Annotated in this window: 12 protein-coding genes; 7 read left to right on the plus strand and 5 right to left on the minus strand. The window is 57.1% G+C overall.

Annotation, left to right across the window (positions count from 1 at the left end):
- From AC812_RS09435 to AC812_RS09440, 3 genes are all read left to right on the plus strand, one after another.
- The coding region (locus AC812_RS09435) for a transposase (RefSeq protein ID WP_062158777.1) at positions 1 to 369 on the plus strand (369 nt) is incomplete at its 5' end.
- A 20-nt stretch (positions 370 to 389) separates the two neighbouring features.
- A complete protein-coding gene (locus tag AC812_RS17595; protein ID WP_157235443.1) occupies positions 390 to 551 on the plus strand; it encodes a hypothetical protein in 162 nt (53 codons plus the stop codon).
- Between the two features lie 88 nt (positions 552 to 639).
- On the plus strand, positions 640 to 1,383 hold the full coding sequence (locus AC812_RS09440; protein ID WP_061913170.1) for a hypothetical protein: 744 nt from the start codon (positions 640 to 642) through the stop codon (positions 1,381 to 1,383).
- A 71-nt stretch (positions 1,384 to 1,454) separates the two neighbouring features.
- Here the strand turns inward: AC812_RS09440 and AC812_RS09445 are convergent, their stop codons facing one another.
- The 5 genes from AC812_RS09445 to AC812_RS09465 all read right to left on the minus strand — a co-directional run bounded on the left by AC812_RS09445 (position 1,455) and on the right by AC812_RS09465 (position 6,412).
- Positions 1,455 to 2,384 (minus strand): ABC transporter permease, encoded by a 930-nt coding sequence (locus tag AC812_RS09445; protein ID WP_061913171.1) that lies wholly within the window; start codon positions 2,382 to 2,384, stop codon positions 1,455 to 1,457.
- Between the two features lie 6 nt (positions 2,385 to 2,390).
- Positions 2,391 to 3,401, minus strand: coding sequence for an ABC transporter permease (locus AC812_RS09450; protein WP_061913172.1), 1,011 nt, complete (start codon positions 3,399 to 3,401; stop codon positions 2,391 to 2,393).
- 11 nt (positions 3,402 to 3,412) lie between these two features.
- The gene (locus tag AC812_RS09455; RefSeq protein ID WP_169787284.1) at positions 3,413 to 3,712 is read right to left on the minus strand and encodes a hypothetical protein; all 300 of its coding nucleotides are present in this window, start codon (positions 3,710 to 3,712) and stop codon (positions 3,413 to 3,415) included.
- Entirely contained in the window at positions 3,709 to 4,974 is a 1,266-nt protein-coding gene (locus AC812_RS09460) for an ABC transporter ATP-binding protein (protein WP_061913174.1), read from the minus strand. Before AC812_RS09460 ends, AC812_RS09455 begins: the two co-directional genes overlap by 4 nt.
- Positions 4,975 to 5,401: 427 nt before the next feature.
- A complete protein-coding gene (locus AC812_RS09465; RefSeq protein WP_061913175.1) occupies positions 5,402 to 6,412 on the minus strand; it encodes a BMP family protein in 1,011 nt (336 codons plus the stop codon).
- Positions 6,413 to 6,769: 357 nt separating this feature from the next.
- Between AC812_RS09465 and AC812_RS09470 the strand changes: the two genes are divergently transcribed.
- From AC812_RS09470 to AC812_RS09485, 4 genes are all read left to right on the plus strand, one after another.
- The gene (locus AC812_RS09470; protein ID WP_061913176.1) at positions 6,770 to 8,236 is read left to right on the plus strand and encodes a glycoside hydrolase family 13 protein; all 1,467 of its coding nucleotides are present in this window, start codon (positions 6,770 to 6,772) and stop codon (positions 8,234 to 8,236) included.
- 1,159 nt (positions 8,237 to 9,395) lie between these two features.
- Positions 9,396 to 11,957, plus strand: a complete 2,562-nt coding sequence (locus AC812_RS09475) for an ABC transporter substrate-binding protein (RefSeq protein WP_082148884.1) — start codon at positions 9,396 to 9,398, stop codon at positions 11,955 to 11,957.
- 80 nt (positions 11,958 to 12,037) lie between these two features.
- Positions 12,038 to 13,180 carry an ABC transporter permease gene (locus tag AC812_RS09480; RefSeq protein WP_082148885.1) on the plus strand — a complete coding sequence of 381 codons (1,143 nt, stop codon included), beginning with the start codon at positions 12,038 to 12,040 and terminating at the stop codon, positions 13,178 to 13,180.
- Positions 13,177 to 14,517: an ABC transporter permease gene (locus tag AC812_RS09485; RefSeq protein WP_061913177.1), complete on the plus strand. Its 1,341-nt coding sequence runs from the start codon at positions 13,177 to 13,179 to the stop codon at positions 14,515 to 14,517. Before AC812_RS09480 ends, AC812_RS09485 begins: the two co-directional genes overlap by 4 nt.
- The last annotated feature ends 3 nt before the right edge of the window (positions 14,518 to 14,520 follow it).

Consider the following 14,520-nt stretch of genomic DNA (forward strand, 5'->3'; position numbering starts at 1 on the left):
GAGACCTATGCGGCGGATAAAGGCTATGATGACGGCAACAATCACTTCTATTTAGAACTGCACGGCTTACACTCGGCAATTCGCTTGAAAAAGACGCGCACGCAGAAGAAAGACGCCAACAAAGACAGCTGGCTGGCCTTGGAGCAGACCCAACCGTACCGTCAAGGCTTGAAACAGCGCTACAAAATCGAACGCAAATTTGGGGAAGCCAAACAGTGGCATGGGTTGGGACGCTGCCGGTATTTGGGAAAAATGGGCTTTGCGGTGCAAGCCTTTTTGACGGCGATAGCGCTCAACTTGAAACGAATGGTCAAGCTCCTGTTTGGCGTCGGGTTCAAAACCCCGGCTGGGGCCGCCATCCAAGGGTGAACTCCCATGCGGAGGGTGAAGTGTCGCTGGTGGTCAAAAATCCAGAAAAAATGGAAGTGAAGAGGTCAAATCAAGATACACAGCCCCTTTATTTTAGGGTGGATACCCCATCGGGTGCGGCTTTTCCACCCCTCAAACAGCCTGCTCGGCGTATTACGCTTGATTTTTCAACTCTCTCTTAAGTCTTAATTTGACAACTGCGTATTTGTGTTTCTTTCAAAAAGTTGTATGATCAAGTTGTGGGTTGGTTTGTGGAGAGAGGAGGGGATGATGAAATGGCGGGTTCGGATTTTTGCATGGGCGCTGGCGGCCGGTTTGTTGATTTATGCAGGCGCTTGTAAACCGTCACAGCCGGCGGAGGATGACGTTACATTTTCGGACGAAGGTGAGGGGATAACCGAATCATCTCCCGTTCCAGAGACGGCCGTTCCAACCAGTCGGCCTGAAGCGGTTCCGGAGGGGATGAATCTGGCCGAATGCCCCGGCCGGTTTGGTTTGCTTTCGCTCAAGTTTTCGGCGGATATTGACTTTAACGCCGCCGGGGCTTCTCTTCATCATACCCTGGGCGACGGTGTATTGCTGCTGGAAGTGAGCGAGGATAAGCCACAGGTGATAATTCAATCACAAAATCCCGTCACCCTGCCGGTAACCATCAACGGCACGGTAGGGGATTGTAGCCTGTCCGGCGAAAGCAGCATGATCGCCAGCGCCAGCGGGTATTGTGAGAACGGCATTGTTCACCTGATCATCGAGGAAAACTGGCAGTCGGGCAGCGGTGTGTTGACCTGCCCGGATCGAAATCCGGCCAATTTTCCTCTGGTTGGGGCGGGCAGCATGACTCATCGCGGTGCGGACGGTCGCGGCGAGGTTTTCTACCTCGATTGGGGCTTTTCGGATCAAAACATCGGCTACATGCTGGAAAAACCTTTCCTTGGGCAGGGCGGTTCCGGTACTCACACCTGGACGCTAATGATGGAGCCTTTCCAGCCGATAATGCCGGTATCTACTCCCTGAGGTTAACCAAAAGCGCATGGTTCCTCCGGGAACCATGCGCTTTGATTGCATGCCATCCCGGCCGAGATGGCTCACAGATTGCGCTTTTCGCGGTCGTAGTTCTGACCGAGGAAAGCCGGCACGCGCGCCTTACGGAAGGTGAGGATCATGATCAGGATGGTGGCGAGGTACGGTACCATCAACAGATACTGATAGGGCAGAGCCAGCCCGATGACCTGAGCGCGGAAGGCGAGTACCTCAACCCCGGCAAAGAACAGCGAGCCGGTCAGAATGGTCAGCGGACTCCAGCCGCCGAAGAAGGTCAGCGCAATCGCCAGCCAGCCGCGTCCGCGCGTCATCGCCTCGGTGAAGGTGCCGGTGTACACCATCGGCAGGTAAGCCCCGGCCAGCCCGATCAACGCCCCGCCGAGGATGGCAGTCCAGTAACGCGCCCGCACGACATTGATGCCCAGACTATCGGCGGTCATGGGATTTTCGCCGACGGCGCGCAATTCCAGCCCGCGCTGGGTGCGATAAAGGAAGTACCACAGCAACAGGGAAAGCACGATCGAAAAGTACACCAGTCCATTCTGCCTGAAGAGGATCGGCCCCAGCAGCGGAATCTGGCTCAGCAGGGGGATGGACACTTCCGGCAGGGTGGGGATGAGCGGGGGCGAAAGGGTGATGCCGATGATCAGCTTGGGCAGCAGGGTGGACAGGCCGACCCCGATGAAGAACAGCGAAAGTCCGATGAAAAACTGATTCATCTTCAACGTGGTGGTGAAGTAAGCCAGCAGCAGTCCAAATACAGCGCCGGCCGCCATGGCTGCCAGCATACCCACAAAATTGTTACCGACCTGATAACTGACCAGAAATCCCAATGATGCGCCCAGCAGCATGATGCCTTCCTGAGCCACGTTGAAAATGCCGGTGCGTCCACCCAGCATGGTGCCCTGGCTGGCCAGGACAAACGGCACCATCGAAAGCAGCACCAATCGCAAGAAGGTGATCAGAGTTTCCATGTTGTTTTACCTCCTGCGTACCACATCGGAAAGTAGGACGAAGAGCAGTACCAGCGCTTCGACGATGAAGACCATCTCGACCGGGATCATCAGGGTGCGCTGCATGGCGCTGGCGCCGACTTCCAGCACGGCGATGAAGAACGCCACAAAGGGCACAGCCAGATTGTTCCCGCGGGCGATTAACCCGATGATCAGCCCCAGCACCAAAAAGTTGGACTGCATGCCTTCAATCAGACGGCGGTGAACGCCGGCGACTTCAATGGAACCGGCCAGCCCAGCCAGCGCTCCGGCCAGCACCAGCGAGAACACGAACATGCGCCCGACATGGATGCCGAACACCTCGGCGGCGCGCGGATTTGCACCGGTGGCAACCAGTTCGTAACCGCCGGTGGTGCGGCTGGTGTAGATGTAGATGCCGGCTGCCACCAGTACCGCCAGGATGATGCCGGAGTGCAGCGGCGGGTTGTTGATCAGCATGGGCAGCCAGCCGCCTTGCCCGATGGGGATGGTAGTGGGGTGCCCGGCAGTGGTATCGCGCCACGGGCCGGTAGCCACCAGATCAATTACCGCAAAGGATACGAAGTTAAGCAGGACGGTGGTCAAAATTTCATTCAGTCCAAAGCGGTAGAGCAGCCAGGCCGGGATCAGTCCCCAGAACGCCCCGGCCAGCACCCCCGCCAGAATGACCATCGGCAGGAGCAGCACCGGCGGCAGGTCGGAGAAGGTAATCCCCACCGCGGCAGCAGCGATCCCGCCGACAATCATCTGACCTTCGCCGCCGATGTTGAATTTACCGGCGGTCAGTGGGACGGTAAAAGCCAGCGCTTGCAGGGTCAGAGGGATGAATTTGAGCAGGGTCTGGATGAAGCCGTTGGGGGTGCGGAAGGAGGTCAGCAGGATGGTCTGGTAGGCACGCCCCACGTCAAAACCCATCGCCGCAATGAAGATGCCCACTGCTGCGAAGGCCACGGCAATGGCGATTAGATAAGGGAGGATGGTTCGTCCAAGAGCCTTCATTGTTACCTCACTCACGGGGTTGCCGGTTCAGTCGAGCGGATACCGCTCATCAGCCGGCCAATGGCGTATTTATCGAACGCTTCGCGCGGCAGGATGCCCAGAATTTCGCCGCGGTAGATCACGGCAATGCGGTCGCTGAGCAGCATTAATTCGTCCAGGTCTTCCGAGATCAGCAAGGTGGCTTGTTTTTGGGCTTTGCGCTGCAGAATTTTCTGGTAGACAAAGTCCATCGAGGGAATATCCAGCCCGCGGGTGGGGTTGTGAGCGACCAGCAAATCGGCGTTCATCGAAAAGGCGCGCGCAATCATCACCCGCTGAATGTTGCCGCCGGAGAGATTGCCGCCGGGTTCTTCCGGTCCGCCGGTTTTGATGTTGTACTCGCTAATCTGCTCGCGGGTTTTCTGGTAGACCGTTTTCCAGTTGATGAAGCGGCCGTCGCTGTAGGGCGCTGGCGGTGTACCCCCAGAATGAGGTTTTGGGCAACGCTGGCTTTGGGCAAAAAGCCGTCGTGCAGGCGGTCTTCGGGGATGTAGGAAAGGCCGCGGCGCAGCCGTTCAGCGACCGGCAAACCGGTGACGTCTTTGCCGTTTTGTTCGATCTTGCCACTGGTGGGCGGCACAATCCCGGCAGCCACCTCGGCCAGTTCGCGCTGACCATTACCCGCCACGCCGGCGATGCCAAAAATTTCCCCCGGAAAGATATCAAAGGAAACATCTTTGAGACGCGGCACACCCTCTTTGCTGATCAGGTTGACCTGACTGAGACGCAAGATGGGGGCTGCGGTGGTATCCACCTCGCCAAAAGTTTTGGTGTCGCGCGCAAAATAAACGCTCTTTTCAATGTTCATTTGCTCGCCGACCATGGCGCGCACGAAGACGTCTTCCGAAGCGTCTTTGCGGTCAAGGGTGGTGATGTTGCGCCCTTCGCGCAGCACGGTGATGCGGTCGCACACACTCAGTACCTCGCGCAGTTTGTGGGTGATGAAGACGATGCTCAGGCCGTCGTTAACCATCACCCGCAGCGATTCGAACAGGGCATCCACTTCCTGCGGGGTCAGGTTGGTGGTCGGTTCGTCGAGAATCAAAATCTTCACGCCGCGGTAAAGGGCTTTGAGGATTTCCACCTTTTGGCGGGTGCCAATCGGCAGTGTCGAGATGACCGCATTCAAATCCACCGGCAACCCAAAGCGTTGACACAATTCTTCCACTTTTCTGGTTTCCGGTTCCAGTTTCATCGTGTAACGATGGGTGATGCCAGTGCCCAGCACAATGTTTTCCAGTACGGTGTAATTGGAAATTTGTAAAAAGTGCTGGTGTACCATGCCAATGCCGCGGTTGAGGGCATCCCGCGGGCCGTGAATTTCAATCTTCTCGCCGTTCAGGTAAATGTCTCCCTGATCTTTGCGGTAAAGGCCGTAGAGGATGTTCATCAGGGTGGTTTTGCCGGCGCCGTTGCCGCCCAGCAGGCCGTGAATCTCGCCGGGCAGCAGTGAAAAGGATACATCATCCAGCGCCACCAGTTTATCGAAAGTTTTACGAATATTCCTTAATTCCAGAATCGGTTGTTTTTCCATGTTCTCCTTCCCTCAGGCCTGCGGGGGCTGTTTACTGGACAGGGCGGATGGCTTGGCTGCGTCGGCTCGCGGCGAGGTAAACTGCTCCATGTCATCCCGACCAAAGGGACACTTGCCAGTGCGGGCGGGGGTTCTCCCCCAACCTCCGCAACGGCTTTGCGGGAGATCGCCACGCTCGCTGCACTCGCTTATGGTGACGTAAACCGTTTACACGACACCGCAGGGTTATTACGTTGCCCTTTGCCGTGAATGAAGAATTCAGATGCTGCCAAACCATCTATTCTTAACGTGCCAATGAAAGTCCGCTCAGCCTGCCGAGGTCTTCCGCAGGGGAGTGTGAGCAGGGGTTCCTGCCGTTAGAATAGGCGCTGGAACCCCTGCCCGTATGGATTTTTATGGACGATGAAAGCCGTAACGGCAAAGCACTTTACTTGATTTCACTGGTATCTTTGACCACTTCGATCTTGCCGGCGCGCAGGTCGGCCAGCAGCGTGTCCATTTCCGCCTGAATTTCGGGGGAAACGTTCTTCAGCGGGGTTTGCAGGGCAACGCCGGTGGCAAAGCCCAGCGGGTAATAGCCGCCGGTTTCGCCAGCCTGGATTTTGGCGTAAATATCCTTGAGCGGGCCGGCAAAGTCGTACAGCAGCGAGGTCATGTAGTTGTCGGGGGCGTAGGTGGCCTTGTCGGTGTACTTGGCGGTGACCAGTACCTTGGTGGGTGAGGCTTTGACCGCCTCGAACAGACCGAACATGCCCAGATTGAGCGAGCCCATGATCACATCGCAGCCCTCGGCAATCAGGGCATCAGCAACCTGACGGGCTTTGGTCGGGTCGTTGAAATCGCCCGCCCACACGGCCTTGACTTCCACATCCAGCCCAAGGTCTTTGATGGCCTGCTGAACGGCGTGGACTTCGGCATAGGAGAAGGGCAGCGCTAACCCGCCCAGATAACCGATTTTACCGGTCTGAGTGGCTTTGGCAGCCAGCGCGCCGATGCCGTAGAAGCCGACATGGAAGTTGCGGTCAATGAACCACAAATTGGCGGGAGCATCGGCCACCGGAGCATCACCTTCACCGATAAAAATGACATCCGGGAACTGCTTGGCCAGATCAACCGTCTGGGTCAGGAATTGACCGCCATGCGTCCAGATGATGTTGTAACCGGCATCAATGTACTCGCGCATGACGCGGTCAACATCCGGTACGGCCACACTTTCCGAGTAGGCAGTCTCAATGCCGGTGGCTTTCTGGAGCTCCGAAATGCCCACATAGGCCAGCGTGTTGTAGTCGGCATCGGTAATTACGCCGGGGAAGATAGCGGCCAGTTTGTAGGTCTTGCCGGTTGGTTGGGCGGTGGGGGTTGCCGCCGGGGCGCATTGAGCCGCCAGCAGTGCAACCAGCACCAACACGAACACCAGAACGAAACGATTCTTACGCATTTCTTTCCTCCTTAAGTTTTGATGGGATGGGAAAAAACAGGGTGAAGGTGATTCTTATTGTACTCTTTTGAGATTGTCTGTTAATTACGAATTAAATAAAAAATTGGGGACGTTCTTCCTGAATCAGGTCTGTTTGGGGCAGGGCGGGAGATTCCCCTGCAGTGGCGAGTTTCGCTCACGCTCGGGGTGACGTGAATAAGGACATGTCATTGTGAGCCGCCCTCAGGCTGTGTGGTAATTTCCCGCAGAGCCGTCGGGGAGGCAGGGGCACAACAGGGGCAGTTCACCGTCGGGAGAGTGCCGGTTTGATGGTAAAATCCACCCATCCCCGTGTTTATCAAGGAAGGAGAGGGAAGGATGACCGCTTCTTTTATCACACCCGAGTGGGTTCAAGACGCTGTCTTTTACCAGATTTTTCCAGACCGGTTTGCTGCCAGCCCCATTTTGGAAAAGCCGAACAACCTCGAAGCGTGGGACGCTCCGCCGACCCCTCACGGCTTCAAAGGCGGTGACCTGCTGGGTGTGGCGGAGAAACTGGATTATTTGCAGGATTTGGGCGTGAACGCCATTTACTTTACGCCGGTATTCCAATCGGCTTCCAATCATCGCTACCACACCCACGATTATTTTCGGGTTGACCCGTTGTTAGGTGGAGATGCTGCCCTGCGGCGCTTATTAAAGGAAGCCCACCGCCGAGGCATCAAAATTGTGCTGGATGGCGTCTTCAATCACGCCAGCCGTGGGTTCTTCCAGTTCAATCACATTCTGGAATGCGGGGCGCAGTCACCCTATCTGGATTGGTTCCGCGTAAAGGGTTTTCCCCTGAACGCTTACCAGGGCAAACCCAACTACGACTGCTGGTGGGGGCTGGCGGCTCTGCCGGAGTTCAACCATCAAAATCCGCAGGTCAGGCGTTTCATCTTCGATGTGGCGCGCTACTGGCTGGAACAGGGCATTGACGGCTGGCGGCTGGATGTGCCCTTCTGCGTGGATGATGACCGTTTCTGGCAGGAATTTCGGCAGGTGGTCAAGCAGACCAATCCCGATGCCTACATCACCGGTGAAATCCCGTGGGATGCCGAGCGCTGGCTGCAGGGCGATCAGTTCGATGGGGTGATGAATTACCTGCTCACCTACGCCTGCTGGGGATTCTTCGGCGGCGAGAAGATGGATAAGGAACTGGTCGGCCACTGGTACGAACACGGCCCGCAGTACTTTACGCCGCAGGCGGATCGGTTTGCCGAAAACGTCAGGGCGTTGTTGAAGAAGTATCCCCGCCCGGCCGTGCAGTCCCAGTTGAATCTGCTGGATAGCCACGATACCGCCCGGTTTCTTTCCATCGCCGGGGGAGATAAGCGGCTGCAACGGCTGGCGGCGCTGTTCTTATTCACTTATCCGGGCGCACCCTGTATTTATTACGGCGATGAAATCGGGCTGGAAGGCGGCAAAGACCCCGACTGCCGGCGCGCTTTCCCGTGGGATGAAAACCGCTGGGACAACGACCTGCGCGATTTTTACAGGACGCTGGCCGGCCTGCGCCATCAACATGCCGTACTGCGTCACGGCTCATTTGAGGTGCTGTATGCGGCCGGACAGGTGTTGGTTTACCTGCGGCAGCAGGAAGGGGAGGCAGCGGTCATCGTCATCAACCGCTCGGCGGCTGCTTCGTTTGAATTGGATTTACCGGTAACGGATGTTCTGCCGGAGGGGATGGCTTTTCGGAATGCAATCGGGCAGGGAGGCGCTGCGGTTGGAGAGGGGCGCTTGCGCGGGTTGACTCTGCCGCCGCTTTCGGCGGCTGTATTGCTGCCGGGCAATGGATAACCGGTGAGCGGACGGGTTTGAAGCCGCGATTTCAGCCCAGAGAATAACTTGAGGTTGGGATAAGTTTGCTCGTGTTAAGCCGAATGCAGCGGCGCTAGCGCCGCCCTATACCACTTAATATCACCCCAAGAGCAGCGACACTTGCCAGCGCTGGCGGGGGTCCCCCCCAGCCCTGCGGGAGACCGCCACGCTCGCTGCGCTCGCTCGCGGTGACGTAAACCGTTATGGAACGGCTCTGCGGGAGACCGCCACGCTCGCTGCGCTCGCTCGCGGTGACGTATACCGTTATGGAACGGCTCTGCGGGAGACCGCCACGCTCGCTGCGCTCGCTCGCGGTGACGTAAACCGTTATGGAACGGCTCTGCGGGAGACCGCCACGCTCGCTGCGCTCGCTCGCGGTGACGTAAACCGTTATGGAACGGCCCTGCGGGAGACCGCCACACTCGCTGCGCTCGCGGTGACGTAAACCGTTATGGAACGGCTCTGCGGGAGACCGCCACGCTCGCTGCGCTCGCTCGCGGTGACGTAAACCGTTATGGAACGGCTCTGCGGGAGACCGCCACGCTCGCTGCGCTCGCTCGCGGTGACGTAAACCGTTATGGAACGGCCCTGCGGGAGACCGCCACGCTCGCTGCGCTCGCTCGCGGTGACGTAAACCGTTATGGAACGGCTCTGCGGGAGACCGCCACACTCGCTGCGCTCGCGGTGACGTAAACCGTTATGGAACGGCTCTGCGGGAGACCGCCACACTCGCTGCGCTCGCGGTGACGTAAACCGTTATGGAACGGCCCTGCGGGAGACCGCCACACTCGCTGCGCTCGCTCGCGGTGACATTAATCCAATGAACGCCGCGCCGCCTGACGGCGACATCTCCCTCGAATTGTTTGCGCAGCGGGCGGGGCAAAAACCCTTCCAAAACAACCAATCATCCGATTAATCAATTCATTTGACGTTCAAAAACAACCCGTTTTTCTTGACTCTCTCATCAGATTATGCTATATTGCTTGCACTTTCCATCCGATTTATTTACAATTAGGATAGTTGTAAACTCACAGATGCGCAGCGGATTCCGTCCAAATCCGCAGACTCTGTGAGCCGTCAAAATCGGAGGAAAGCCTCTGATCAATCATCCTAAATCCCATATAGAAGGAGGAGAAACATGAAGCGTTATACACTTCTGGTCGTTGGACTGTTGGTCATTGCCAGCATGGTCCTTTCGGCCTGCCAGCAGGGCACTCAGGTGGTGACCCAGGTGGTGACGGAAGAAGTCGAAGTGGTCAAGACGGTTGAGGTCGAAAAGACCGTTGAAGTCGTCGTGACCCCCGAACCCACCCGCGTTGACCGCAACGGTGCCTGGGTGGACACCATCGTCGTCGTTGAGGAGCCGAGTGCGGATGCGGCGGTAACCCGCTTACAGAACAAGGACATTGATCTGTATGCCTTCACCGTCAGCAATGCGGAAGTGGCCGCCAAGGTTGCCGCCAGCCCCGAACTCAAATCGGAGCGCACGTTCGGTTCCTACAACGAATTGACCTTCAACCCGGCTGGCCCCATCTTCGAAGGCACCGGCAAACTTAACCCCTTTGCCGTGCCGGCCGTTCGCGAGGCGATGAACTGGCTGGTTGACCGCGACTACATCGTGCAGGAAATCATGAAGGGTCTGGGTGTCCCGCGCTACACACCGTTCAACGTGGCCTCTTCGGACTATGCCCGCCTGGCGGAAGTCGTGCGCAAAGTTGAGTTGAAGTACGCCTACGACAAAGAAAAAGCCCAGCAAGTCATTTCTGCGGAAATGGAAAAATTGGGCGCGACACTTGTGGACGGCAAGTGGCAGTACAACGGCGAACCGGTTGAAATCATCGTCCTGATCCGTGTTGAAGACGAACGCCGCCAGGTTGGTGATTACGTCGCCAATCAACTGGAAGATATTGGCTTCACCGTGACCCGCGATTACAAGACCTCCGCCGAAGCCTCGCCAATTTGGATCCGCGGTAATCCCAATGACGGCAAATGGCACGTCTACACCGGCGGCTGGATCACCACGGCTGTACCGCGCGACCTGGGTGACAACTTCTCGTTCTTCTACACCAATCGTGGTTTGCCGCAGCCGTTGTGGCAGGCCTACACCCCCAGCGAGGAATTCGACAAAGTCGCCCTCGACCTGGAAAACCGCGCTTACAAGACCATTGAAGAGCGCACCCAATTGATGGGTAAAGCGCTCGAACTGGCGCTGCAAGACTCGGTGCGCGTCTGGCTGGTCGACCGCGCCAGCATCACCCCCATGCGGGCTGAATTGCAAGTGGCTTCCGACCTCTACGGCGCTGTTTACGGCTCGCAGTTGTGGCCGTACACCATCCGCCGCGAAGGTGAAGTGGGCGGCTCCGTGACCGTCGCCATGCCCAGCATCCTCGTCGAGCCGTGGAACGCCCTCAGCGGTACCAACTGGATCTACGACCAGATGCTGATTCGTGGCACGGGCGAATACGGCCAGGTGTACGATCCGTTCACTGGTCTGACCTACCCGAACCGCATTGAGAAAGCCGAAGTGGTGGTTCAGGAGGGCCTGCCGGTTGGCAAGACCCTGGACTGGTTGACGCTTGAATTTGCTCCGTCCATCGAAGTACCGGGCGACGCCTGGGCCGACTGGGATGCCGAGCAGCAGCGCTTCATCACCGTGGCTGAGAAATTCCCCGAAGGCACTACCGCCCTGCGCAAGAGCGTAGTCTATTACCCGGCTGACCTGTACGAAAAGGTCAAATGGCACGATGGCAGCCCCTTCTCCGTGGGCGATGTGGTGATGGGCATGATTCTCACCTTTGATCTTGGTAAGGAAGCCAGCCCCTACTACGACGCTTCTCAGGTGCCGACCCTGGAGTCCTTCCTGTCGTCCTTCAAGGGCGTCAAGATCGTCTCCACCGACCCGCTGGTCATCGAGACCTACTCCGACCTGTGGAATCTGGATGCTGAGCTCAACGTGAGCGACTGGTGGCCGTTCTACGCTCAGGGTCAGGCGGCCTGGCATGCTCTGGCCATCGGCCTGAAAGCCGACGGCGCCGGTGAAGCCGCCTTCTCGGCTGCGAAAGCTGATGAACTGCAGGTCGAATGGCTGTCCTACATCTCCGGCCCGACCATTGACATCCTCAAAGCCAAACTGGATGAGGCAAGCAGTGAAGGGTTCATCCCCTACGCTCCGACCCTCGGTGAGTATGTCAGCGCCGACGAAGCAGCTGCCCGCTACGCCAATCTGGCCGAGTGGTTCCGCCAGCGCGGTCACTTCTGGATCGGCACGAATGTGTTCTATCTGGAACGCGCCTTCCCGGTGGAAGGTACGGTTGTGCTGCGCCGCTACAACGGTTACTCTGAACCGGCCGACAAATGGCTGCGCTTCTCCGCTCCGCCAATCGCCGAGGTGGAAGTGGATGGTGACGACCGCGTGACCGCCGGTAGCGAAGCCTCGTTCGATGTCTTCGTGGACTTCGAGGGGCAGCCCTACCCGCTGGCCGATATTGACAATGTCAAATATCTGGTCTTCGATGCCAACGGTGAACTGGTACTGGTTGGTCAGGCGGAAGCCGTGGAAGACGGCCTGTTCCAGGTCAATCTGAGCGGTGAAGACACCGGCAAACTGGCGGAAGGCACCACCCGCCTTGAGGTGGTGGTGGTTTCCAAACGGGTTGCTGTGCCGTCCTTCGCCTCCTTCCAGTTTGTGACCGCCCCGTAAGGGCTTATCCGAAAAGTCAAATGGAGGGGCGAGGGAAACACCTCGCCCCTCTCCTACCTCAAAAAGGATGATGAATTCGTATGACGGAAGCGACTCAGTCCCCTGTGACGGCCTCCCCATCCTCCCTTGAAAAGAAAGCCACAGCCAGCACCTTATCCAGATTAGCCAAGTACACGCTCGTTAAAATCCTTACCCTGGGTGTGACCATCGTTATCGGTGTTTATCTGACCATTATCATTGCCAATATGGGGGGAGAAGTAGACAACATTCGCCGCGGCGAAATCCGTGAACGGGTTGCGCTGATGGTCAGCATGAATCAGGATTTACGCCGCCTGCCAGCCGAAGAGCGCGCAAAATACATCAACGACATGGTGAAAATTGAAGAAGACCGGCTGGGGTTGGATCGTCCTTTCATTCTGCGCAGTTTTACGTATTTGACCGATGCCATGTCCCTCAATTTGGGGCGTGCGCAGTTCCTGACCAGCGACAGCGGCTCAAAGCAGGTGCGCCTGATCATTCTGGAACGCCTGCCACCCACGCTGGTGCTGTTTGGGACGGCGAACATCTTGCTGTTCTTCTTTGCCCTGTTCATTGCCCTGGGGCTTTCCCGCCACTACGGCAGTTTCCTTGACCGGCTGGTGATTGCCCTGGCGCCGACTTCGGCCGCACCGGGCTGGTTCTACGGCATCTTTCTGATCTTGATTTTTGCAGCAGTATTGAATGTGCTGCCGTACGGCGGCATGGTGGATGCTCCCGTGCCGGACACGACCATCGGTTATGCGCTCAGCCTGCTCAAGCACATGATTTTGCCCACGCTGGCAATCTTCTTGAGCTCGATTTTCATCACCATCTACAGCTGGCGCACCTTTTTCTTGATTTTTTCCAGTGAAGATTACGTGGAGATGGCCAAGGCCAAAGGCCTGTCATCCCAGATGATTGAACGTCGGTACATTCTGCGGCCGACCATGCCGAACATCATTACCAACTTTGCCCTGCTGATTATCGGTTTGTGGTTCGGGGCAATTATTCTGGAAACGGTGTTCAACTGGCCCGGTTTGGGACGCCTGTTCTACCGGGCAATTGGCCTGTTTGATACGCCGGTGATCGTCGGTGAAACGGTGATTTACGCCTACCTGCTGGCGATTACGGTGTTTTTACTGGATTTCATCTACGCGTTGGTTGATCCGCGTGTCAAAGTCGGAGGCGAGGGCCCGAAAGCATGAACGCGCTGAAAAATACTTTCCGTGATATTAGCCAATACCCCTCGGCAGTGCTCGGTCTGGTGATTATTGTGCTGCTGGTCATCTTTGCCGTGTATGCCGTGGTAACCATTCCTTACAACGAAGCCATTCGGATGTGGCGCGGTGGGGAGGAAATCTGGGGCGACTACCCGCGCAACGCCGCCCCGGCGTGGACGAACTGGTTTTCGGCCAAGAAACTGCCCGAAACCATCATCTTGACCACCGATGATGAGCGGGTTAAAAAAGAAATTCAGACCGTTGGCAGCAATCAGGAAGTCATCATGCACTATGTTTTTGACTATCCGTATGACGACTTCCCGCAGGAAATGATCATCTTCTTCACTTCCAAGTACGATGTCAAGCAGCCCCACATTACCATGAAGTGGGTCACGCCGGACGGCCGTGAATTGCGCATGAGCCAGATGTCGGTACGCCGTTCGGATCAGTACCGCTTTGAACTGGATGAACGGTTGAAGCGGCGCATCAAGGACATGACCATCATACAAGGTCTGTTTGCTACACCGGACGTGATGCCGCCCACCATTCAAAAGGGACAGTATGAGCTGCAAATTTCAGCCCTGCTGTTTGAACCCAATGCCGAAGTGGATGCCAAGCTGGTGATTTACGGCAAGGTGCATGGGCTGGCCGGTACCGATCACCTGCGCCGTGATTTGATGGTGGCGATGCTGTGGGGCGCTCCAATTGCGCTGTCATTCGGCATTCTGGCCGCCCTCGGCACCAGCGTGTTGAGCATGATCATTGCGGCGGTGGGTTCGTGGTTCGGCGGTGCGGTGGATGAGGTCATCCAGCGCATCACCGAGGTTAATCTGGTGCTGCCGGTGCTGCCGATTCTGATTATGATCGGTACGCTGTATTCGCGTTCGATCTGGGTCATCCTTGGGGCGGTAGTTGCCTTGAGTATTTTCTCTTCTTCGATTAAGACCTTCCGGGCGATCTTCCTGCAAATTAAAGAAGCGCCCTATATCGAAGCAGCCCGTTCCTACGGCGCCGGAAATCTACGCATCATTTTCAGTTATCTGATTCCACGTCTGATTCCGGTGCTCATTCCGGGCTTTGTCATCGGCATCCCCAGTTATGTGTTTTTGGAGGCCTCGCTGGCGGTTCTGGGTCTGGGCGACCCGGTGCTGCCGACCTGGGGTAAAGTGATCAACGATGCTCAAGCGCAGGGGGCTTTGTTCAACGGGCATTATTACTGGGTGTTGCAGCCAGCGGTTTTGCTGATGATCACCGGTCTGGCGTTCTCGATGCTCGGTTTTGCACTCGATCGGATCTTCAATCCCAGACTGCGGGGGGTTTAGCAC

Origin of the sequence: Bellilinea caldifistulae (genome assembly GCF_001306055.1) — a bacterium.
Classification (GTDB): Bacteria; Chloroflexota; Anaerolineae; order Anaerolineales; family Anaerolineaceae; genus Bellilinea; species Bellilinea caldifistulae.

Excerpts from the sequence above, each read along its gene's own strand:
- AC812_RS09450 (WP_061913172.1), bottom strand. The coding sequence starts at position 3,401 with ATGAAGGCTCTTGGACGAACCATCCTCCCTTATCTAATCGCCATTGCC.
- AC812_RS09485 (WP_061913177.1), top strand. The coding sequence starts at position 13,177 with ATGAACGCGCTGAAAAATACTTTCCGTGATATTAGCCAATACCCCTCG.
- AC812_RS09475 (WP_082148884.1), top strand. The coding sequence starts at position 9,396 with ATGAAGCGTTATACACTTCTGGTCGTTGGACTGTTGGTCATTGCCAGC.
- AC812_RS09440 (WP_061913170.1), top strand. The coding sequence starts at position 640 with ATGAAATGGCGGGTTCGGATTTTTGCATGGGCGCTGGCGGCCGGTTTG.
- AC812_RS09465 (WP_061913175.1), bottom strand. The coding sequence starts at position 6,412 with ATGCGTAAGAATCGTTTCGTTCTGGTGTTCGTGTTGGTGCTGGTTGCA.
- AC812_RS09460 (WP_061913174.1), bottom strand. The coding sequence starts at position 4,974 with ATGGAAAAACAACCGATTCTGGAATTAAGGAATATTCGTAAAACTTTC.
- AC812_RS09470 (WP_061913176.1), top strand. The coding sequence starts at position 6,770 with ATGACCGCTTCTTTTATCACACCCGAGTGGGTTCAAGACGCTGTCTTT.
- AC812_RS09480 (WP_082148885.1), top strand. The coding sequence starts at position 12,038 with ATGACGGAAGCGACTCAGTCCCCTGTGACGGCCTCCCCATCCTCCCTT.
- AC812_RS09445 (WP_061913171.1), bottom strand. The coding sequence starts at position 2,384 with ATGGAAACTCTGATCACCTTCTTGCGATTGGTGCTGCTTTCGATGGTG.